Annotated in this window: 21 protein-coding genes; 4 read left to right on the forward strand and 17 right to left on the reverse strand. The window is 45.7% G+C overall.

The annotated features are described in order from the left end of the window. Positions 1-5: 5 nt before the first annotated feature. From lpxA to rpsB, 13 genes are all read right to left on the reverse strand, one after another. Entirely contained in the window at positions 6-803 is a 798-nt protein-coding gene (gene lpxA, locus AAY47_RS08955; RefSeq protein WP_047769003.1) for an acyl-ACP--UDP-N-acetylglucosamine O-acyltransferase, read from the reverse strand. Positions 804-806: 3 nt separating this feature from the next. Beyond that, complete coding sequence (gene fabZ, locus AAY47_RS08960) at positions 807-1,259, reverse strand: 3-hydroxyacyl-ACP dehydratase FabZ (RefSeq protein ID WP_047769005.1); 453 nt, start codon at positions 1,257-1,259, stop codon at positions 807-809. 162 nt (positions 1,260-1,421) lie between these two features. After that, positions 1,422-2,450 carry a UDP-3-O-(3-hydroxymyristoyl)glucosamine N-acyltransferase gene (gene lpxD, locus AAY47_RS08965; RefSeq protein ID WP_047769007.1) on the reverse strand — a complete coding sequence of 343 codons (1,029 nt, stop codon included), beginning with the start codon at positions 2,448-2,450 and terminating at the stop codon, positions 1,422-1,424. A gap of 4 nt (positions 2,451-2,454) precedes the next feature. Then, positions 2,455-2,952 (reverse strand): molecular chaperone Skp, encoded by a 498-nt coding sequence (skp, locus tag AAY47_RS08970; protein WP_047769009.1) that lies wholly within the window; start codon positions 2,950-2,952, stop codon positions 2,455-2,457. 72 nt (positions 2,953-3,024) lie between these two features. Then, complete coding sequence (gene bamA, locus AAY47_RS08975; protein ID WP_047769046.1) at positions 3,025-5,403, reverse strand: outer membrane protein assembly factor BamA; 2,379 nt, start codon at positions 5,401-5,403, stop codon at positions 3,025-3,027. A gap of 34 nt (positions 5,404-5,437) precedes the next feature. Continuing rightward, positions 5,438-6,790, reverse strand: coding sequence for a sigma E protease regulator RseP (gene rseP, locus AAY47_RS08980; RefSeq protein ID WP_047769012.1), 1,353 nt, complete (start codon positions 6,788-6,790; stop codon positions 5,438-5,440). Between the two features lie 9 nt (positions 6,791-6,799). Further along, entirely contained in the window at positions 6,800-7,663 is an 864-nt protein-coding gene (gene cdsA, locus AAY47_RS08985; RefSeq protein WP_047769014.1) for a phosphatidate cytidylyltransferase, read from the reverse strand. A gap of 9 nt (positions 7,664-7,672) precedes the next feature. Further along, positions 7,673-8,365 carry a polyprenyl diphosphate synthase gene (uppS, locus tag AAY47_RS08990; protein ID WP_235428323.1) on the reverse strand — a complete coding sequence of 231 codons (693 nt, stop codon included), beginning with the start codon at positions 8,363-8,365 and terminating at the stop codon, positions 7,673-7,675. Positions 8,366-8,686: 321 nt separating this feature from the next. Beyond that, a complete protein-coding gene (ispC, locus tag AAY47_RS08995; protein ID WP_047769018.1) occupies positions 8,687-9,883 on the reverse strand; it encodes a 1-deoxy-D-xylulose-5-phosphate reductoisomerase in 1,197 nt (398 codons plus the stop codon). Positions 9,884-10,058: 175 nt separating this feature from the next. Further along, positions 10,059-10,616 (reverse strand): ribosome recycling factor, encoded by a 558-nt coding sequence (frr, locus tag AAY47_RS09000; protein ID WP_047769021.1) that lies wholly within the window; start codon positions 10,614-10,616, stop codon positions 10,059-10,061. Between the two features lie 172 nt (positions 10,617-10,788). Next, positions 10,789-11,517 carry a UMP kinase gene (gene pyrH, locus AAY47_RS09005; protein ID WP_047769023.1) on the reverse strand — a complete coding sequence of 243 codons (729 nt, stop codon included), beginning with the start codon at positions 11,515-11,517 and terminating at the stop codon, positions 10,789-10,791. A gap of 143 nt (positions 11,518-11,660) precedes the next feature. After that, positions 11,661-12,518, reverse strand: coding sequence for a translation elongation factor Ts (tsf, locus tag AAY47_RS09010; protein WP_047769025.1), 858 nt, complete (start codon positions 12,516-12,518; stop codon positions 11,661-11,663). A 186-nt stretch (positions 12,519-12,704) separates the two neighbouring features. Next, entirely contained in the window at positions 12,705-13,430 is a 726-nt protein-coding gene (gene rpsB / locus AAY47_RS09015) for a 30S ribosomal protein S2 (protein WP_047769027.1), read from the reverse strand. A 401-nt stretch (positions 13,431-13,831) separates the two neighbouring features. Here rpsB and map point away from each other — a divergent pair, with 401 nt between their 5' ends. The 4 genes from map to AAY47_RS09035 all read left to right on the forward strand — a co-directional run bounded on the left by map (position 13,832) and on the right by AAY47_RS09035 (position 18,749). Further along, positions 13,832-14,629, forward strand: coding sequence for a type I methionyl aminopeptidase (gene map, locus AAY47_RS09020; protein ID WP_047769029.1), 798 nt, complete (start codon positions 13,832-13,834; stop codon positions 14,627-14,629). A 154-nt stretch (positions 14,630-14,783) separates the two neighbouring features. After that, positions 14,784-17,438: a bifunctional uridylyltransferase/uridylyl-removing protein GlnD gene (gene glnD / locus AAY47_RS09025; RefSeq protein WP_047769032.1), complete on the forward strand. Its 2,655-nt coding sequence runs from the start codon at positions 14,784-14,786 to the stop codon at positions 17,436-17,438. A 37-nt stretch (positions 17,439-17,475) separates the two neighbouring features. Continuing rightward, a complete protein-coding gene (gene dapD / locus AAY47_RS09030) occupies positions 17,476-18,300 on the forward strand; it encodes a 2,3,4,5-tetrahydropyridine-2,6-dicarboxylate N-succinyltransferase (protein ID WP_047769034.1) in 825 nt (274 codons plus the stop codon). A gap of 62 nt (positions 18,301-18,362) precedes the next feature. Further along, positions 18,363-18,749, forward strand: a complete 387-nt coding sequence (locus AAY47_RS09035) for a DUF3461 family protein (RefSeq protein ID WP_047769036.1) — start codon at positions 18,363-18,365, stop codon at positions 18,747-18,749. Positions 18,750-18,838: 89 nt separating this feature from the next. Here AAY47_RS09035 and AAY47_RS09040 read toward each other — a convergent pair whose 3' ends face one another. From AAY47_RS09040 to syd, 4 genes are all read right to left on the reverse strand, one after another. Then, positions 18,839-19,285, reverse strand: coding sequence for a flavodoxin (locus AAY47_RS09040; RefSeq protein WP_047769038.1), 447 nt, complete (start codon positions 19,283-19,285; stop codon positions 18,839-18,841). Between the two features lie 35 nt (positions 19,286-19,320). Continuing rightward, positions 19,321-20,073: a tRNA pseudouridine(65) synthase TruC gene (gene truC / locus AAY47_RS09045; protein WP_047769040.1), complete on the reverse strand. Its 753-nt coding sequence runs from the start codon at positions 20,071-20,073 to the stop codon at positions 19,321-19,323. Between the two features lies 1 nt (position 20,074). Next, positions 20,075-20,401: a YqcC family protein gene (locus AAY47_RS09050; protein WP_047769048.1), complete on the reverse strand. Its 327-nt coding sequence runs from the start codon at positions 20,399-20,401 to the stop codon at positions 20,075-20,077. Between the two features lie 599 nt (positions 20,402-21,000). Beyond that, positions 21,001-21,552 (reverse strand): SecY-interacting protein, encoded by a 552-nt coding sequence (syd, locus tag AAY47_RS09055; protein WP_047769042.1) that lies wholly within the window; start codon positions 21,550-21,552, stop codon positions 21,001-21,003. Positions 21,553-21,658 lie beyond the last annotated feature (106 nt).

Raw genomic sequence — 21,658 nt, forward strand, 5'->3', positions numbered from 1 at the left:
ACTTATTAACGAATGATGCCACGGCTGGATTTTGCGGAATGTTCCAGAAAATCACTGAATACTTTCACATGCGGGCTGTTTTCCGCTTGGAGATCAATCTCTTTTCTGGCTTCTTCCAATGTTTTTCCGCTGCGATAAAGCGTCTTATAGGCATGACGAATGGCATGCAGAGATTCTTTGTCAAACCCACGGCGTTTCAGGCCTTCGATATTCAATCCGAAAGGAGTTGCATGGTTTCCCTGTGCGATGATGTAAGGAGGAATATCCTGAGCAACGCCGGAACAGCCACCCACCATCACGTGGGAACCAATTTGACAGAATTGATGCACCGCCGTCATACCACCAATAATGACATGATCACCCAGAATAACATGCCCGCCCAATGTACCGTTGTTCGCAATAATACAACGATCACCAATGATACAGTCATGGGCGATATGGGCGTTGATCATCAGCAGATTGTCACTGCCAACTTTAGTCAAGCCCCCACCCTGCACAGTGCCTCTGTGGATAGAAACACTTTCACGAATGCGATTACGGTCACCAATTTCAACACGGGTTGGTTCACCCTGATATTTGAGATCCTGATTGACCTCCCCAATAGAGGCAAATTGATAAATCTGGTTATCACGACCAATTTTAGTTATCCCATTAACCACAATATGGGATTTTAATTCAGTCCCTTCACCAATCTCAACGTGGGCACCGATATAACAAAATGGGCCAATGCGAACATTGGCGCCAATAACAGCACCCTCTTCAATAATAGAAGAGGGATGGATAATCGCGGTCTTATCAATCATGGATTAAGCCTCACGACGGCGAGCACACATCATTTCAGCTTCGCAAGCCACTTCTCCATCGACTTTCGCTACGCCCCTGAAACGCGCAACACCGCGACGTTCTTTAATAAATTCTACTTCCATGATCATTTGATCACCTGGCAGAACCGGACGCTTGAAGCGAGCGCCATCAATCGCTGCAAAGTAATACAATTCACCTGGCGCCAGTGATCCAACACTTTTGAACGCCAAAATACCGGTAGCTTGAGCCATTGCTTCGAGGATCAAAACACCAGGAAAAATGGGTTTACCCGGGAAGTGTCCCTGAAAGAATGGTTCATTAAATGATACATTCTTGACTGCGCGCAGAAATTTACCTTTCTCAAAATCCAAGACGCGGTCTACCAACAAAAATGGGTAGCGGTGAGGCAGTAAATCTAAAATCTCTTCAATTTGCAGAGTATGATTATCACTCATCTAAATACTCTTCCTGTCATATAAAAATCATAATATTAACGACACGGCCTGCGTTAACTCCAAATTCAGAGCTATCAGGCAGGCCGCAAAAATCAAAAGCACAACCAAAAATGCTAATTAAAAACGTTTAATCAAAAATGTCTATCCAAGATGCGGGTATGATTATTCGTTTTCACCTTCCAGTTGGCGTTCAACTGACTTCAAGCGCTTATTCATCTCACTGATGTTCATGATTAAAGCGGCCGTCTTGCGCCAAACTTTGTTCGGTTGTAACGGAAGCCCCGACGAGTATACGCCCGGTTCTGTGATTGGACGTATCACCATGCTCATACCCGTCACGGTCACTTTATCACAGATTTCCATGTGCCCATTGATGGCACTGGCTCCACCAATCATACAGTAACGGCCCATTTTCAAACTGCCCGCCATAACGACGCCACCCGCCACTGCGGTGTTGTCTCCAATCGTCACGTTGTGGGCAATCTGACATTGGTTGTCTATGATAACACCATTACCGATGACTGTGTTATCCAATGCGCCGCGATCAATTGTCGTACAAGCGCCGATTTCAACGCGATTTCCGATGATCACTGTGCCTAACTGTGGAATTTTAACCCAATTTCCGCGCTCATTGGCATAACCAAAACCATCAGAACCGATAACAGTCCCTGACTGGATCAAACACGACTCACCAATTTCAACATTGTGGTATACCGATACATTGGCCCAAAGACGGGTTCCTGCACCAATCCGCGCATTTTTTCCAATAAAACAACCGGCACCAACAATAACGTTATCACCAAGCATAACGCCGGATTCGATAACCGCATTGGCACCAATCGCCACATTTTTGCCCAGTACCCCCTCAGAGGAAATCACTGCTGATGGGTGGATATCCTGTGCCGGTTTCGGTGTCGTATCCATAATTTGCGCCATACGGGCATAGGCAAGGTAAGGATCATTAACAACCAACGCGGCAACTTTGCAGTGAGGGAGATCTGCTTCACGCAGCACAACGGCCGCAGCCTGACAGGTAGCAAGTTTGTCAGTATAACGACTGTCGGATAAAAATGTAATTTGCTCGTTATTTGCTGAATACATCGGCGCAATACCGGTGATGACGATATCGCCATCACCATGTAATTGCGCATTCAACTGCTGAGCGAGATCAGCCAATCGAATTGAAACCATCTACTTACTTAACCTGTTTCAGTACTTCTACAGTGATATCTTTACCTGACGTAGAATACACCACGGTATTCGCATCCAGAACCAGATCGTAACCTTCTTTGCCTGCAACCACTTTGACTGCATCCTGAATACGGTTCAGAATTTTACCGCGTTCTTCCATCTGACGACGGCGGTTATCGTTTTCAAAACTTTGCGCTTTCTGAGCAAAGTCATCACGTTTCGCCATCACTTCTTTTTCCAATTTTTCGCGTTCACTGGCCTTCATGGTTGAGCCATCACGCTGTAATTTTTGGATTTTAGTTTGCAACTCAGATTCCATACGCTGTAATTCAGTTGCGCGGCCTTTAAATTCGTTTTCCAACTGTTTTGCCACAGCTTCACGGGCAGGTAACTGTTGAAAAACTTCAGCTACGTTCACTAAAGCAATTTTATCTGCCGCCTGCGCACCCGCAGAAAATGCTAATGCTATCCCCAAACCTGCTGCACACAATATTTTCTTCACTATAAACTCCTTTGACCTACGCTATTTTTACATATTAATAATAGGGCGATTTTTACCAAAAATGATGAAAAATTACCAAACTCCGCCAATATTGAACTGGAACTGTTCCGCTCTATCACCGGAATATTCCTTAATTGGCTGTGCATAAGAGAAGCTCAGTGGTCCTAATGGTGATATCCATTGCAGAGCAATACCGGCCGAAACACGGATGTTATTTGGCTTACTGTAGTCTGGCATCCCTGCGTCAGTCTTATCCCAATTGGTATCCCACACGGTTCCCGCGTCCACAAATAGCGAAGTTCGCAGGGAGTTGGCATATTTAGCATCCAGGAACGGTGTCGGGGTAATCAGTTCGAAACTCGCAACCGCCGTCGCGTTACCCCCCACGGCATCACGGGATGGGCTATTTGGTTTACCACTTTGTCCATCTAAATAAACCGCTTTCGGGCCAATATTATTCGACCGGAAGCCACGAACACTGCTGGAACCACCGGCATAAAAGTTCTCATAGAATGGCATTTCCTTGCCACCAAAACCGCCACCATATCCCAGTCGTGTACGCCCCATCAGTACCCATGCGTGATTATCATCTAATGGATAATAAGCGGCTGAGTTCCAAGTGATTTTATAGAACTGGTTGTCGGAACCAGGAATGGTCACTTTCGTATCCAGAGAGGATTTCAGGCCAGATGTCGGGAAGAAACCACGGTCAAGATTGTTGTAAACCCATCCTATTGTGACGGTGAAGTCATTAGAATCAAAATTCGCCTTATCTTTAAAATTGGGATGTTTACCCATTTTATTCCAATAACGCCACATCGCGCTCTGTGGTCGCATATTAGACAGAGAGTTATGGATATAACCCAGTCTAAACGACAGGCCGTTATTTTCATTCAATGGGAAGCCGAGCGTTCCCTCAGTACCGTATGCTTTATTGGTATAATTCGAAAGATCAGCATCATTGGCGCGGAAATCGTTATAGAACAGACGCCCCCCCAAACTGACACCATCGACGGTGAAGTAAGGGTTAGTCATCGATATATCAGCCGATGTTGAATAGTCATTTTTACTGGCGTTGATGCTCACGGCGTTGCCTGTCCCCAGCCAGTTGGCCTGTTGGAGTCCAACCTGGAAACCCATGCCACTTTCCGTGCCGAAACTCACACCAAAGTTCATAGAACCCGTATTGCGCTCTTTGACTTTGTAAACCACGTCAACCTGATCTGGACTGCCTGGTACGCGTTCCGTTTCCACATCAACAGAGTCAAAATACCCTAAGCGATTGAGGCGTTCTTTACCCTGCTCAACCAAATCACTTCCCAGCCAAGAGCCTTCCATCTGACGCATTTCACGGCGTAATACAGAATCTTTACTCACATTATTGCCTGAAAAAAGGATTTTACGCACATAGAAGCGATTACCAGAATCAACATTCACATGCAGCTTAACCGTCTTATCGGAATCGTTGATTTCAGGTTGTGTCATTACGCGAGGATAAGCATAACCGTGGCGACCAAGCAGGTTTTTGATGGCGGTTTCCATCTTGGTTACTTCTGCACCATTATACAGCGAACCAGGTTCGATTTTAGTCAATTCTTCGATTTGGGACTGGTAACCCGCCAAATTACCATTCAAATCAACCCCTGCGATTTTATACTGATCGCCTTCGGTGATATTGACAGTGACATAAATACCTTTCTTATCTGGCGTCAGGTTAACTTGAGTCGAGTCAATATTGAAACGCGCATAGCCTCGATCAAGATAGAAACTACGCAAGGTTTCAAGATCACCTGCCAATTTTTGTTTCTGGTATTTTTGGTCAGCCATCATGTTCCACCAGGGAACATCATCCCTAAGTTGGAACTGGTTAAGCAATTCATTGGTTGAGAAGGCTTTATTACCAACAATATTAATTTGTTGGATCTTGGCAGAAACCCCTTCAGAGAAAACGAGCTTCAAATCAATACGGTTGCGGGGCAGTGGCGTGACAACGGCTTTTACTGTCGCGTTGTATTTACCAACACTGTAATAGAAATCTTCCAGCCCCTTCTCAATATTGGACAGCATAGTGCGGTCAAGGGCTTCGCCAACACGAACGCGAGAGGCTTCAAGGTTTTGCTTGAGCATGTCATCTTTCACCGATTTGTTGCCGGTGAAAGTAATACTTGCGATGGTTGGCCGTTCTTTTACCTGAACAACAAGTGAATTGCCATCACGTAAGACACGAACATCTTCAAAGTTTCCAGTTGCGAATAGTGAATGAATCGTGCGGCTAATATCTTCATCACTAACCGTATCACCCACCCGAACTGGCATGTTCAGTAATGCTGCACCAACGGTGACGCGTTGAAGACCGTCAAAGTGAATGTCCCGAACTACGAATCCGTCTGAACTGTATGCAGTGGCGCTGCCGAACAGCAGCGACGCTATGAGCAACTTTTTCATCGCCATCGTTGTTATGCGTTTTCCTAACCGGTCTCCCACCTTAAAAGCGGGAGAAATCATTGAAAAGTGCAAGCCCCATTAATAACACCAGTAACATAGCACCAATGCGATAACTGAAGTCTTGTACACGCTCGGAGACTGGCCCCCCCTTAATCTTTTCGATAGCAAGGAAAAGCAAGTGTCCACCATCTAGTACAGGTAATGGAAACAAATTAATGATCCCAAGATTGACGCTAATCAGCGCCAAAAACATTAAATAATACACCAAGCCAGAATCAGCCGATACTCCTGCGCCTTTGGCAATGGAAATCGGCCCACTCAGATTATTCAGTTTTAAGTCACCCACAATCAATTTGCCGATCATATTGACCGTCAGCTTCATTAACTGCCAAGTCTTGTCTCCTGCCTCATAAATGGCAGAAAAAGGTCCATATTGCTGAATAACCTTGTATTCATCCGCCAATGGAATGATTTTCAGTTCGGTGCCAGCAAACCCCTCTTCACGGCCATTGGATAATTTTCTGACTTCAGGAGTCAGGGACAAGGAGATCATTCCCCCCGCTCTCGCAACGTCCAATTTTAGAGGAGTATTAGGATTCTTCCTGACAAAAGAGGAAAAAGTGTGCCATACATCGACATCTTGATCGTTGACTTTAACGATCCTATCCCCACTTTGTAAACCCGCTTTTTCAGCGGCTGAAGCAGGATAAACTTTTTCCACTTGCGAACTCAGTCGAGGTACAACAGGCATAATTCCCAAAGATAGCAGAACATCCTGTTTAGATGGATCGAAAGCCCACTTGCTCAAATCTAGTGTCTTTTGAACACCATCAAGCGCATTCAGCGGCAAAACATCCATAGTGACCGATGTCGCCCCCACTTTACCTATCATGGCAAGACGTACTGAGTTCCAATCAGGAGTTTCGATACCATTAACGGCTTTTAGTTCCATTCCAGGCAAAATATTTGCCTGTGCAGCAATCGAGTTTGGCTTAATATCCAACACTACCGGGCGTACAGATGGCACGCCAATCACAAAAACCAGCCAATAAGCGATCACCGCCAGAATGAAGTTTGCGATTGGCCCAGCGCTGATAACTGCCGCGCGCTGGCCAATAGTTTTGTTATTGAATGCCATATGACGACGTTCGGGAGCAACTTCCCCTACCCGCTCGTCGAGCATTTTGACATATCCCCCTAAGGGGATAAGAGCGATAACGTATTCGGTTCCCTGTTTATCTGTACGACGCCAAAGCACCTTGCCAAATCCGATGGAAAAGCGTTCAACGTAGATACCGCACCGTCTGGCAACCCAAAAATGACCAAACTCATGCACGGTGATGAGAACACCCAAAGCAACAATAAATGCAGCCAGATTCCAGAGAATATCCATTACGTACCTTCAGAGAGTAAATCCAGAAGAAATTAACATAACCAGCCCAGCAAACACGGGAACTGCCGCAGTCAGACTATCAACCCTGTCCATGACACCGCCGTGCCCCGGAATCAATTGACTACTGTCTTTGATCCCAGATTCCCGCTTGAACATACTTTCAGTCAGATCACCAAAGACCGAGGCAACCACCACTACCGTAGAAATCAGCAACAAATGTTCTGGCATCGCGGGGACAGGGGCAAATTTGCCGAACAACCACGAAATCAGTGCAGCCGTTAATAACCCACCAACCAACCCCTCAAGCGTTTTACCTGGGGATACTTTTGGGGCCATTTTATGTTTACCCATGGTACGGCCAAAAAGATAAGCGCCTGAATCGGCAGCCCATACCAACAGCATGACGTACAGCAACCACCATGCGCCATCATAAGGATTATTTTCATAGCTCTGGGTACGCAGTACCATCATCCCACAATAAAATGGCACGATAGTCATAACCCCGAATAGCAGGCGCAAGGCAACCGACGATTTCCAGATGGAAGCAGAAGCCGGATAAGTCACCACCAATAAAATGGCGACCACCCACCAAAGCATGCCAGCCCACAATAGGTATACAATTTGTGGTTTCTCAATAAGGTGAGAAAAATCCGACAAAGAGTACTGCAAGGCCAATAGCCCGACAGCAAATAACACAGCCAGCGTAATACGCTTAACTGGAGTGAAAAGACCTGCAAATTGCCCCCATTCCCATGCAGCAAGTGCTGAAACAGCAATCACAACCAACCCAAACCCTGCCGGGGAGAGGAAAAACAGCGCTACAATAACAAGTGGAATCAATATCAACGTAGTTAAAAGACGGTACTTCAGCAAGTTATCCTCCTATGATCCCACTTCGGCATCGTCTTGCGTTCCGCCAAATCGGCGTTCTCGTTTGACAAAGGCATTAATCGCACCTTCAAAAATAGTTTCATCAAAATCAGGCCAAAGTATATCGGTAAAATACAATTCTGCATAAGCGATCTGCCAGAGCAGGAAATTACTGATACGATGTTCGCCTCCAGTCCTAATCACCAGATCCACTTCAGGCTGCTGACTTAAATTGATGAAGTCATCAACTGTCGCTTCGGTAATCTCTTCGGGAGATAATTCATTGGCTTCAATCTTTTCCGCAATTTGCTTAAAACTCTGAACCAGATCCCAACGACCACCATAGTTAGCAGCAATATTAAGCTGTAATCCGGTATTGCCCGCTGTCAATTCAACAGAACGGCGGATACGCTCCTGCAACCGTAAGCTAAAACGACTGATATCACCAATCACAGACAATTTCACATTGTGTTTATGCAGGCTCTTTACTTCATTATCGAGAGCAAAAACAAACAGCTCCATCAATGAACTGACTTCCTGCTGTGGGCGATTCCAGTTTTCGCTGCTAAAAGCATATAGCGTCAGTGAATTAATATTATTTTTCACTGAAAAACTCACGGCACTTCGTACGGCTTTAATTCCTGCACGGTGGCCAAAGACTCTTAATTTGCCCCGTTTTTTTGCCCAGCGACCGTTACCATCCATAATGATGGCGACATGTCTGGGTAACGTTGGCAATGAGTCATTATCACAGGGAGATATCACTCAAAATAATCCTTAAATAACTAAGCTGACTTTTTGGTAAACTCAATCACTTCTAAACATGAAAAGCCGTATTCCGTGTCAACAATTAGCACGGATAGCACGGCTATTTCAGGCACGACTGAATGAAAGCCTTTAACCTGTGCTTATCTATGATTAGAATGCAAGCACCAGATGATTGAAATGGCTATTATAGCAACTGTAATTTACCCGCGAACTATATCATTTGCCAAAACGCAAACCTATACTTATTAATAAAACTGGCTATTTGGCAAAAGTGCTTATGGTTTCTCGCGCTAAGGCCCTGGCTATGTTATCGATTTCTAAGACCTCTTCGATACTTTGCGGTTCAGATAAATTTACTTTTTCAACGACCAACCGATTGATTGTCGCAATATCGGTGAAACGGATCCCACCTTGCAAAAAAACATCAACGGTTTCTTCATTTGCTGCATTTAACGCCGTTGTTGCCGCCTGCCCCCGGTGACAAGCCTCAATCGCCAGTTTCAAACAAGGATAACGCTGATAATCCAAAGATTCAAAAGTGAGCAAACTCAATTCGGTAAAATCCAGTGGCTTTGCCCCGGATGGAATACGATTAGGATAAGCCATCGCATAGGCAATTGGGGTACACATGTCCTGTGTTCCCAATTGTGCGATGATGCTGCCATCCTGATAACGAACCATCGAATGAATGACCGATTGGGGATGCAATACTACTTCCATTTCATCTGCGGATGCATTGAACAGGTAACGCGCTTCGATATATTCCAATCCCTTGTTCATCATCGTGGCAGAATCCACCGAAATTTTACGGCCCATTGACCAGATAGGATGCGCACACGCTTCATCCGGCGTCACATCGGGCAAATTCACCAACGGCGTCTGGCGGAACGGCCCGCCCGATCCCGTCAGGATAATGCTGGAAATACCGTGTTCTTTTAGATTTGCCTTGCCGAGATTGTGCTGAACCCCCTCCGGCAGACTTTGGAAAATAGCATTATGTTCGCTATCAATTGGCAGCAATTGCGCTTTGTATTGGATAACCGCTTCCATAAACAGACGGCCACTGGTAATCAACGATTCTTTGTTAGCCAGCAGAACTTGTTTGCCCTTGCGGATAGCCGCCAACGTCGGCAATAAACCTGCGACGCCAACGATGGCTGACATGACTTGATCGACGTTATCCAATGCCGCTAAATCACAAATAGCCTGTTTACCGGACAGCACTTCGGTTTGGCTTCCCTGCGCCTGTAATAACTGACGCAGCGCTTTTGCTGACGGCTCATCGGCCATTGCGGCATATTGAGGGTGGAATTCCAAACATTGCTGTGCCATGACTGCAATATTTTTCCCGGCAACCAGTGCGATGACACTGAATTTCTCCGGGTTATGGCGGACAACAGAAAGCGTACTTTTCCCAATCGAACCCGTTGAGCCAAGAATAGTTAACCGTTTCATTTTAATACTCTAAGTATGCTACTGATATAAAATTGCAATGGAAAATCGTAACAGAAAATCTGTCATAGTTTGAGCGGTGCAGATCGCTATGTCCATCGCTTGAGAAAGAAATGTGATACGAAGTGTAAAAGAACAACGCCGCAAGAGTTGCGGCGTTGTATGCGTAAAACGGCAATTAGAAATCCATCAACTCAGTTTCTTTATTTGCCAACGCTTCATCAATTTTCTTAATGAAGCTGTCAGTCAGTTTCTGAATTTCATCTTGTGAACGACGTTCTTCATCTTCACTGATTTCTTTGTCTTTCAGCAGTGTTTTGACCTTATCGTTCGCATCACGGCGAATGTTACGGATGGAGACACGGCCCTGTTCCGCTTCCCCACGAACGACTTTAATAAGATCCTTACGGCGTTCTTCTGTCAGTGGTGGCAATGGAACACGGATAATGGTTCCGGCAGAAGAGGGATTCAGGCCCAGGTCAGAAGCCATGATAGCTTTTTCAACCGCCGCAGACATAGAGCGATCAAATACCGTGATCGCCAAAGTGCGAACATCTTCTGCAACGACGTTTGCAATCTGACGCAGTGGAGTCGCCGCGCCATAATATTCAACGCTGATGCCATCCAACAGGCTAGGAGAAGCACGGCCAGTACGAACCTTGCTAATTTGATTTTTCAGTGCTTCGACGCTTTTTTCCATGCGGTCTTGTGCGTCTTTCTTGATTTCATTAATCACGTTACAAACCCTTGGGAGATGGTTATTTTTTTAGGCCACACTGCGTAAGTCATCAATAAGTGAACCGAATACGCTACGACATGTGTGACCCGGTGTCATTAAATTTGGCGCATCAGGACGCTGATCATACCGTCAAATTTCACCAATGTCTCTGAGCACGAACTGTGAAAAATCAGCCGTGAGAAATCAACGTACCTTCACTTTCTCCCATCACAACACGACGAAGTGCGCCTGGTTTGTTCATATTAAAGACACGAATTGGCAGATTATGGTCACGAGCCAGCGTAAAGGCCGCCAGATCCATCACTTTCAATTCACGCTCCAATACTTCCTGATAAGTGAGCTTATTGTAGAGAACGGCTTCAGGATTTTTTGCAGGATCAGCAGAATAAACGCCATCAACTTTGGTTGCTTTTAACACAACATCCGCTTCGATTTCAATGCCACGTAAACAGGCAGCGGAATCTGTTGTGAAGAACGGGTTGCCAGTACCCGCAGAGAAAATAACAACACGACCGTGGCGCAGTAAGCTTATCGCCTCAGCCCAGCTATAATTGTCACACACGCCATTCAATGGGATGGCAGACATCAGACGAGCGTTCACATAGGCGCGGTGCAAAGCATCACGCATTGCCAGACCATTCATCACAGTCGCCAACATGCCCATGTGGTCGCCTACGACACGGTTCATTCCTGCTTCTGCCAAACCGGCACCACGAAACAGGTTACCTCCTCCAATAACGACACCGACCTGAATACCCAGCTCAACCAGTTCTTTGATTTCCTGAGCCATGCGGTCTAAGACACTGGCGTCGATACCAAAACCTTCTGTGCCTTGCAGGGCTTCTCCACTGAGCTTAAGCAGGATTTTCTGATATACGGGTTTTGCATTGGTTGCCATGGTGTTCAGTCCTAAGCAGATAAGGATATTGGGGATTTATTAAGATTGACTCAACTACTACACACCCACGCGATAAAGCCCAGATGTAAAAATTCATCATGAGATAAAACAGAACCGCCAATCGGCGGCTCCGTTCAAGAAAATTAAGACTGTTTGCTCATTGCAGCAACTTCTGCGGCGAAATCAGCTTCAACTTTCTCAATACCTTCACCAACTTCGAAGCGGATGAAGTTGATAACCTTAGCATTGTTTTCTTTCAGCAGATCGCCAACAGATTTGCTTGGATCCATCACGAAGTTCTGACCAGTCAGAGAGATTTCGCCGGTAAATTTGTTCATACGGCCAGAAACCATTTTCTCTGCGATTTCGCGAGGCTTACCAGACTGCATAGCGATATCCAGCTGGATCTGATGCTCACGCTCAACAACGTCAGCAGGAACGTCAGTTGGGTTCACGTATTCTGGCTTGCTTGCCGCAACGTGCATTGCGATGTGTTTGATCAGTTCTTCGTTGGCACTTTCAGCCGCAACCAGAACACCGATACGAGCGCCGTGCAGGTAAGAACCCACCGCTTCACCTTCCAGAATAGCAACGCGACGAATGTTGATGTTTTCACCAATTTTCGCGACCAGGCCAGTACGCTGTTCTTCGAACTTCGCTTTCAGTGCGTCGATGTCAGCGTTTTTGTCTGCCATAACAGAAGCAATAACTTCTTTACCGAACGCTAGGAAGCCAGCATCTTTAGCAACAAAGTCAGTTTCACAGTTCAGTTCAACGATTGCTGCGAATTTAGCATCAGCCGCAACTTCAACCAGAATAACACCTTCAGCAGCAACACGGCCTGCTTTCTTAGCCGCTTTTGCCTGACCTGATTTACGCATGTTATCGATAGCCAGTTCGATATCACCATTTGCTTCAACCAGTGCTTTTTTACATTCCATCATGCCTGCGCCAGTACGCTCACGCAGTTCTTTTACCAGAGCAGCGGTAATGTCAGCCATTTGTTTTATTCCTCGATGTGTCTCGCGGGAAGATAATACTCCGCGTGGAAAGTTCTATATCAGATAATAGTTCTATATCAGATAATAGTTCTATATCAGATAGGTAAAGGGGGCCTTGATAGGCCCCCTAACCAATATATTTCAATACCTGGTCAATAAGGGCTCAAACAAAATGAGCAGGCCTTATTATTCAGCGTCTACCAGATCTTCTTCAGCCTGAACAGCCAGATCTTGAGAACGACCTTCACGAACAGCGGTAGCTGCCGCAGTCAGGTACAGTTTAACTGCACGGATTGCATCGTCGTTACCCGGGATGATGAAGTTAACGCCGTCTGGATCAGAGTTGGTATCAACGATAGAGAAGACAGGGATACCCAGGTTGTTTGCTTCTTTGATAGCAATGTGTTCGTGTTCAGCGTCGATAACAAACAGCGCATCAGGCAGGCCGCCCATGTCTTTGATACCGCCCAGGCTGTTTTCCAGTTTGATAAGCTCACGAGAACGCATCAGCGCTTCTTTTTTAGTCAGCTTTTCAAAAGTACCGTCCTGAGACTGAACTTCCAGATCTTTCAAACGCTTGATTGACTGACGAACAGTTTTCCAGTTAGTCAGCATACCACCCAACCAACGGTGGTTAACGAAGTATTGGTCACAGCTCAGTGCTGCTTCTTTTACGGCTTCGCTAGCAGCACGCTTGGTGCCAACAAACAGAATTTTACCTTTACGGGAAGCGATTTTGTTCAGCTCTGCCAGAGCATCGTTGAACATTGGAACAGTTTTTTCCAGGTTGATGATATGAACTTTGTTACGAGCACCAAAGATGAAAGGTTTCATTTTTGGGTTCCAGTAACGAGTCTGGTGACCGAAGTGAACGCCCGCTTGCAGCATATCGCGCATGGAAACAGTTGCCATTTTAGACCTCTATAAAGTTAATTGGGGTTATGCCTCCACAGATCCCATGACACCGACTCATTAGCTGCGGGCTATTTGTAAAAATGAGCTAACCGCATAAGAGCACCCCGGTGTATGTGCCGATCCGTGTGTGTTATTTACACATAATGAGTTTATTTAGTATCCTTCGTACATTGCATCACATCAGAAACAATGACACAGAATACCGGCGCGTTTTATACCATAAACCACCACCAGACTCCAACATTTGTTACAGCTACGTTTGTTACAGCTATGTTTATTACAGCGACTGATTCGGGTTATATTGGCATCCCTTCGGTGGGCTGATACCATTACCGACAATACTTTCCTTAATTAATATCAAGTAGTCGGTAATTTTCCGACTTAAATGGACCCATTTCATGGCTATTTCTATCAAAACAGAAGAAGACATTCAGAAAATGCGGGTTGCCGGACGTCTGGCCGCCGAAGTTCTGGAAATGATTGAGCCTTACGTTAAGGCGGGCGTCACTACGGGTGAACTTGATCGTATCTGCCACAAGCACATAACCGAAAAACAACAGGCCATCTCGGCTTGTCTGGGCTATCACGGCTTCCCTAAATCCGTGTGCATCTCCGTCAATGACGTGGTTTGCCACGGCATTCCAAGCGATGATAAGGCGCTGAAAGAAGGGGATATCGTCAATATCGACGTGACCGTCATCAAAGATGAGTTCCACGGTGATACGTCTAAAATGTTTATTGTCGGCAAGCCCACCATTCAAGGTGAGCGCCTGTGTCGCGTCACGCAGGAAAGCTTGTATCTTGCCCTGAAAATGGTTAAACCCGGCATCCGTCTGCGTACCATCGGCAAGACAATTCAGCAATTTGTCGAAAGTCACGATTATTCTGTTGTCCGCGAATACTGCGGTCACGGTATCGGCAGAGGCTTCCACGAAGAACCTCATGTTCTGCATTATGATGCGGATGATGGCGGCGTGATATTGCAAAAAGGGATGGCATTCACCATTGAGCCGATGGTCAACGCGGGTGATTTTCGTATCCGCTCTATGAAAGATGGCTGGACAGTTAAAACCAAAGATCGCGGTTGGTCTGCTCAGTATGAGCACACTATTGTCGTTACCGATAATGGTTGTGAAATCATGACATGGCGCCAAGAAGAAGAAGCACATATCTCGGCAGTATTAGAAAACGCATAATTGCCCGCTAATACAATTTATTAAATTTAATCAACAAGCTCCCTGTTATCTTCAACCCACCGGGAGCTTTTATCTCTGTCAATAATCCCTGTTCAACCTATCATTTTCTCAGTAATCTGATCATCATGGGCTTTCTCACGATAGGTTTCTGCATATGCCGGTTGATATCTCCTTAGCGCAAGCACCCGTTCCCCCCCTTTCTCCTGTGGAGTTTTCCCACGATGATCTGCAATTCCCCGCCCTTAAACAGCACGTTGATGAATTCCAGCTCTGGCTTGAACACGCATTCAAGGCAGGGATCTCACCGGATGCACTGATTTACACCCGCAGTGACTATATTGATCAACTTTTAAAACGATTATGGCAGGAACAGGGATTTGATCCGATCGATTCCTTTTCCCTGATTGCGGTAGGTGGCTATGGTCGCCGCGAATTACATCCTCTCTCTGACATTGACCTATTGATTCTGAGCAAATTGCCATTAACTGAAGAACAATCAGCCCGTCTTGGCCAGTTTATTGCCCTACTTTGGGATATCCGGCTTGAAGTCGGTCATAGTGTCAGGACATTCGAAGAATGTCAGCAAAAAGGGCTTTCCGACCCCACTATAGCGACTAATCTCATTGAATCCCGCCTGATTTGCGGAAATTTGCCGCTATTTTTGCGATTACAGAAATATATTTTCAGTGATGATTTCTGGCCATCCGCTCAATTTTTCGCAGCCAAAATTACGGAACAACAGGAACGCCATCAACGCTATCACAGCACCAGTTACAATCTGGAGCCAGATATCAAAAGCAGCCCAGGTGGCCTGCGCGATATCCATACCTTACTTTGGGTTGCTCATCGCCATTTTGGTGCTACCTCCTTAGATGAAATGGTCAATTTTGGTTTCCTGACCCAAGAAGAACGCAATGAATTGAACGAATGTCAGAAGTTTCTCTGGCGTATCCGTTTTGCGCTTCATTTGGTGGTTACCCGTTACGATAACCGGTTGCTGTTCGAAAGCCAGTTTAGTGTCGCCAGACTACTCGGCTATGAAGGGGAAAGAAATCAGCCGGTCGAGCGAATGATGAAAGATTTCTATCGCATGACCCGCCGTGTCAGTGAGCTAAATAACATGCTGCTGCAACTGTTTAATGAAGCCATTTTGGCACTGCAACCTAATGAAAAACCCCGCTTCCTGAACACCGAATTTCAATTGCGGGGAAACCTTATCGATCTCATTGATGAAACACTGTTTAGCCGCGATCCCATTTCAATATTGAGAATGTTTTATCACATGGCTGAACATCATGAAATTGAGGGGATCTATTCCACGACATTACGCCAACTTCGCTATGCCCGCAGAAACCTGACTACGCCGTTATGCGAACTCCCCGAAGCACGAAAAATTTTCATGGATATTCTGCGCCACCCCCGTGCAGTTACAGGGGCATTACTCCCGATGCACCTGCATAGTGTCCTGGGGGCTTACATGCCATTTTGGAGTCATATTGTCGGCCAGATGCAATTTGACCTTTTTCATGCTTATACCGTTGATGAACACACCATCCGCGTACTGCAAAAACTGGAAAGTTTTGCTGATGAAAACAACCGCGTGATCCACCCGCTGTGTGTTGAACTTTATCCGCACCTGCCTCAGCCAGAGCTACTGCGATTGGCGGCGTTTTTCCATGATATTGCCAAAGGACGCAACGGTGACCATTCTGAACTCGGTGCCAAAGATGCCTTCGCATTCGCACTACAGCATGGCCTGACCAACCACGAAGCCGAATTGGTGGAATGGCTGGTTTGCGACCATCTGCTGATGTCAGTGACCGCACAACGTCGGGATATTCAAGATCCTGAAGTTATTCAACAATTTGCCAGTCAGGTTAAAAACCAAAATCGCCTTAATTACTTAGCCTGCCTGACTGTTGCAGATATTTGCGCCACCAACGCTAAACTGTGGAATAGCTGGAAACAGAGCCTGATACGTGAACTCTATTTCGCCACTAAAACCCAATTACACCAAGGTATCCAAAACACCCCTGATTTACGGGAACGCATCCATAACAATCGCTTGCAGGCATTGGCTCTTCTGCGCCAGGAAGAAATTAACGAACAGCGCTTGCACAACATCTGGAGCCGTTGCCATGCAGATTATTTCCTGCGCCATACCCCCGACCAATTAGCGTGGCACGCTAGCCATTTAATCCATCACCTCCCCCCGGAACCCATGGTTTTGATCAGCACCGCATTTTCTCACGGTGGCACAGAAATTTTCATTTGGTGCCAGGATCGGCCTTCGCTTTTTGCGGCTGTTGTAGGGGAATTGGACAAGCGTAATTTAAGTGTCCATGATGCTCAAATCTTCACTAATCGTGATGAAATGGCGATGGATACATTTGTCGTTTTAGATCCTAACGGTCATCCACTGGCGTTTGATCGCCACGAACCTATCCGCCGTGCCTTATTGAAAGTCGTGAATGATCCGCATCCTGACGTCCCAAAGGCACGCAATCTGTCTGCCAAGTTGCGCCATTTTAATGTCCCTACCAAAGTCAACTTCTTACCGACAAAAAATGCTCGCCGTACTTACATGGAATTGGTCGCATTGGATCAACCAGGATTATTGGCACGGGTAGGTAATATTTTCGCCGAATTGGGGGTTTTCTTACATGGAGCACGCATTACGACTATTGGCGAACGTGTGGAAGACTTTTTTGTATTGGCGGATAAAGATCAAAACGCATTACATAAAAAAATAAGGGATGAACTCTCAGAAAGGTTGACAGAGGCTCTCAACACACGAGATAAACTATAGCAAGATTCTCTTAACAGAAATTAGGAACCGCATACTTATGCAGCAATTACAAACGACTATCGAAAATGCATTTGAAGACCGCGTCAACATCACCCCAACTACTGTTGATAGCGCAACCCGTGATGCCATTAATCAGGTTATTCAAATGCTGGACAGTGGCAAACTGCGGGTTGCTGAAAAAATCGACGGAGAGTGGGTAACTCATCAATGGCTGAAAAAAGCGGTATTGCTTTCCTTCCGCATTAATGACAATCAAGTGATGGAAGGGGCTGAAAGCCGCTATTTCGACAAAGTACCGATGAAATTTGCTGACTATGATCAGGCTCGTTTCGAAAAAGAAGGATTCCGGGTCGTGCCTCCTGCGGCTGTCCGCCAGGGGGCTTATATTGCCCGCAATACCGTATTGATGCCATCTTATGTCAACCTCGGTGCTTACGTGGATGAAGGCACAATGGTAGACACTTGGGCAACCGTCGGTTCCTGCGCACAAATCGGTAAAAATGTTCACTTATCCGGTGGTGTTGGCATTGGCGGTGTCCTGGAGCCATTGCAGGCCAACCCAACCATCATTGAAGACAACTGCTTTATCGGTGCACGCTCTGAGATTGTAGAAGGCGTAATCGTAGAAGAAGGCTCCGTGATCTCAATGGGGGTTTACATCGGCCAGAGCACCAAAATCTACGATCGTGAAACCGGCGAAATCCATTATGGTCACGTACCCGCAGGTTCTGTCGTCGTCTCCGGTAATCTTCCGTCAAAAGATGGCAGCTACAGCCTATATTGCGCTGTTATCGTGAAAAAGGTGGATGCCAAAACCCGTGGCAAAGTGGGTATTAATGAACTGCTGAGAAATATTGATTAAATAAAAAACAACCGCGCCACCCATTAGGGTGGCTGTTAATATTAATAACTAGGTAGCGCACTATGTACGATAACTTGAAAAGTTTGGGGATCACACATCCTGAAGATATTGATCGCTATAGCCTCCGTCAGGAAGCGAATAACGACATCCTGAAGATTTATTTCCGCAAGGACAAAGGCGAATTCTTCGCCAAAAGCGTTAAATTTAAGTATCCACGCCAGTTAAAGACCATCTCTGACGCCCACTCTAGCCAGGGTTATAAAGAAGTCAAAGAGATCAACACCAACCTGCGTTATGTTATTGAAGAGTTAGATCAGATTTGTAAACGTGATCAAATAGAAGTGGATTTACAACGCAAAATTCTCGACGACTTACGCCATTTAGAACACGTCGTTGCAAACAAAATTGCAGAAATTGAAGCCGATTTGGAAAAATTGGCCCGCAAGTAAATGTAAATGATGTCCGTTTGTTATACACCGCTTATCCTTCCCAATGCTCAAACCCAATAAAGGCATAAGCGGTATCATCGATCACGTTCTTACAACAAAGCCCCCCACGTCTTAATCCAGTCTTGGGCAAAGACCTCAGGTTCAACGACTTCAATCGCATCAATCAGCAACATCTCACCGATTCGTTTGGCTCCCTGTTCCTGTAACAGTTCATCAAAAGTACGGCCCCCCCCACAGAAAGTGTCGTAACTGCTGTCACCTAACGCAATCACGCCATAGCTCAGATCGGGCTGATAGCCCGACTTATCATTTAATTCTGTATAGAGCGGCTGGATATTGTCAGGCAGATCGCCTTGTCCTGTTGTCGAAGTGACCACTAAAACAACGTGTTGCAAATACTCTTGCCATTGTTCTAAGGTTGCATCTTCAAAAACTGCAACCTCGTGCCCCAGCGGCTCAAGGATCTGCTGCGCTTCTTCCGCAACCGCTAATGCATTGCCATAAACTGTACCAACGAAAACACCAATCTTTGCCATAAATATTGATCTCTTTAATCGGTTTGATACTGCGTTCATTCATGAATAGGGAGACATTCCAGATCAGACACAATACCCTGCCAGCCAAATTGTTCAAGCAAATGCTGCCATGATTGATCCCAGCGTGCAGTCAGAAGAAGGTTTTCTCCTGTCACCGGATGCTTGAGTTGAAGATGGCTGGCATGCAGCATTAACCTGCCAGTCTGATAATATTTAACAACGCCTCGATTTTGTCGCAAATCGCCGTGCGTGGTATCCCCAATGATCGGATGTCGAATATGTGCCATATGCCGCCGCAATTGATGTTTACGACCGGTCTTTGGCATCAGCTCCAACAGGCTGAAACGAGAGGTTGGATAACGCCCTATCTCAACCGGACACTCTGCGTTTGCCAATGAACGGTAAGAAGTCACGGCGGGTTGCGCTGCTCGATCTGTATCAGCAAATTTATCCGCAATTTTATCCAACTGTTCCATTAGGGCATAGTCGATAATATCATCACCTTCAACATAACCCCGCACAACGGCGTGATACGTTTTTTGTATCTCGTGGAATTCAAATTGTTGCGAAAGTGCTCTGGCGACGTCACTGGAAAGCGCCATCAGCAAAACGCCCGATGTGGGTTTGTCCAGACGATGGACAGGAAAAACATGCTGCCCAATTTGATCACGCAATGTCTGCATCACAAAAACCGTTTCATGGCGTGCCAGCCAGCTGCGGTGAACCAACCATCCGGCGGGTTTATTGACCGCAACAATATGTTCATCCTGATAAATGATCTCCAGCATGTCAGACATCCTGCATAAACAGGTTATCTAATGCCCGTAAATGTTCAAGCAAAGGTAAAAAACGCGCCGCGTCTTCTTTAAAAGCCTCTTCAAAATAGGGGGCAATGGAAAATGCCGTCGGCAGGCTGGCATCCTGCTCTATCAGGGCACGCATCCTTGGGATTAACACCCACTGAAGCCACTCTTCTGCTGACATGGTATCAATGGAAAAAGGTTCGGTGCTGTCAAAGGCTTCTGGTTTAGGGGGGTAATTTTGCCATACCCCCACCATTTTCATGGTAGCTTCAATGAGCTGTAATTTATGTAAAATTTGTTTCTCGATACTCATGATGTTTCGTCTGATGCTTGTCTGTTGTTCAGATGACAAAAACTGCCACCGTGTCATTGGGACGTAAGAGTATCATTGATATGATTTCAGCGGAAAAGTTACGGTAGGAAAAAGGTGGCGATAGCTAAAAGCAAACAGTTGAAATAAACAGTTATGGCAATACAAATGAGTAAGAGGAGAGAGGTTCTCTCTCCTCTTGAGTGGCTGTCATAGCAATCCTGCTACATGGGGTGCTTCCTGCTCATTTCCCTGACAAAATACATCCTTGTTAGTTATCCTTTATTATACTGATAGTTTTTAGCATTCCTGCCTATACCTAATCATCCTTGTACCATCTTCCCGATGGGTTTATTCCCTGGTTATTGTTTTGCAGTGGTTCCTTGCGGAACAGTGAAAGGATCTACGATCCAGCGTCTTGAAACAAGCAACTGAATCAGCATCGTAAGAGATATGAAAAATGCACATTGAGGTAATATCACGCATATTATTGATATAGCATAAAAATAATTTCACCAAATAATATTCACGCCATGATTAGAAGAGATATCTCACGTGAAATGTGAGATATCTCTTACAAAAAAGCTAACCAATATCTGCAATTAACTGCACATAACAGGATTGATAACCGAAAGGAAACTTGCCAAATCTGCGGATAACATTTTCCGATCCTGGCGACCAAACTGTTCAAGAATCACTTGCCCTGTCAAATTACACACAGAGATCAAGCCCATATCGGAATCGGTCGTCCCAATAAAAACAGTAGGCGAGAGCTTTAACCGCTTCTGTGTAACAAGATGACCAATCAGGTTTTCCTGCAAGCGAATAAAATCATCTTCACTCCATGCCTGAATCAGGCTGAAATTTTGGCCGGCAAAACTGGCCGTCATATCACCCGCAACCTGCATCACATAATAATCATGGATGGAGTCCTGCAAACGGATCTCCAGTGCAGTTTCTACCTTGCTGAGTTTTTCCTGCGCAGAAAACGACCGTGGAAGCCAATGCACCACCCCATCTCCCGTGCGCTCGATACAGGGTGAAGGTATGCCATACAACTCACTGCTGGCTGGCGGAAACCCTGTTCTCTCTTGCCATAATTCAACATAACGGCGGGTAAAGTCAGAGAGTGCCTCTGTCACATTAAAGGTCATATGATTATATCATCCACATTTTCAGGCTTATAAGGGTGATGTTACCCAGGGCAACCGCATGAATGATCAAATAACATTCAGGTTAGAAAATCCTGCTTGTAATACC

Origin of the sequence: Xenorhabdus griffiniae (genome assembly GCF_001028135.1) — a bacterium.
Taxonomy (GTDB): Bacteria; Pseudomonadota; Gammaproteobacteria; order Enterobacterales; family Enterobacteriaceae; genus Xenorhabdus; species Xenorhabdus bakwenae.

Bases quoted from the DNA above. Each gene is read 5' to 3' on its own strand.
- AAY47_RS09035 (WP_047769036.1), top strand. From the start codon at position 18,363: ATGTACGATAACTTGAAAAGTTTGGGGATCACACATCCTGAAGATATT.
- tsf (WP_047769025.1), bottom strand. From the start codon at position 12,518: ATGGCTGACATTACCGCTGCTCTGGTAAAAGAACTGCGTGAGCGTACT.
- ispC (WP_047769018.1), bottom strand. From the start codon at position 9,883: ATGAAACGGTTAACTATTCTTGGCTCAACGGGTTCGATTGGGAAAAGT.
- syd (WP_047769042.1), bottom strand. From the start codon at position 21,552: ATGACCTTTAATGTGACAGAGGCACTCTCTGACTTTACCCGCCGTTAT.
- bamA (WP_047769046.1), bottom strand. From the start codon at position 5,403: ATGGCGATGAAAAAGTTGCTCATAGCGTCGCTGCTGTTCGGCAGCGCC.
- uppS (WP_235428323.1), bottom strand. From the start codon at position 8,365: ATGGATGGTAACGGTCGCTGGGCAAAAAAACGGGGCAAATTAAGAGTC.
- dapD (WP_047769034.1), top strand. From the start codon at position 17,476: ATGCAGCAATTACAAACGACTATCGAAAATGCATTTGAAGACCGCGTC.
- lpxA (WP_047769003.1), bottom strand. From the start codon at position 803: ATGATTGATAAGACCGCGATTATCCATCCCTCTTCTATTATTGAAGAG.
- rseP (WP_047769012.1), bottom strand. From the start codon at position 6,790: ATGGATATTCTCTGGAATCTGGCTGCATTTATTGTTGCTTTGGGTGTT.
- glnD (WP_047769032.1), top strand. From the start codon at position 14,784: ATGCCGGTTGATATCTCCTTAGCGCAAGCACCCGTTCCCCCCCTTTCT.
- AAY47_RS09040 (WP_047769038.1), bottom strand. From the start codon at position 19,285: ATGGCAAAGATTGGTGTTTTCGTTGGTACAGTTTATGGCAATGCATTA.
- truC (WP_047769040.1), bottom strand. From the start codon at position 20,073: ATGCTGGAGATCATTTATCAGGATGAACATATTGTTGCGGTCAATAAA.
- map (WP_047769029.1), top strand. From the start codon at position 13,832: ATGGCTATTTCTATCAAAACAGAAGAAGACATTCAGAAAATGCGGGTT.
- AAY47_RS09050 (WP_047769048.1), bottom strand. From the start codon at position 20,401: ATGAGTATCGAGAAACAAATTTTACATAAATTACAGCTCATTGAAGCT.
- fabZ (WP_047769005.1), bottom strand. From the start codon at position 1,259: ATGAGTGATAATCATACTCTGCAAATTGAAGAGATTTTAGATTTACTG.
- pyrH (WP_047769023.1), bottom strand. From the start codon at position 11,517: ATGGCAACCAATGCAAAACCCGTATATCAGAAAATCCTGCTTAAGCTC.
- rpsB (WP_047769027.1), bottom strand. From the start codon at position 13,430: ATGGCAACTGTTTCCATGCGCGATATGCTGCAAGCGGGCGTTCACTTC.
- lpxD (WP_047769007.1), bottom strand. From the start codon at position 2,450: ATGGTTTCAATTCGATTGGCTGATCTCGCTCAGCAGTTGAATGCGCAA.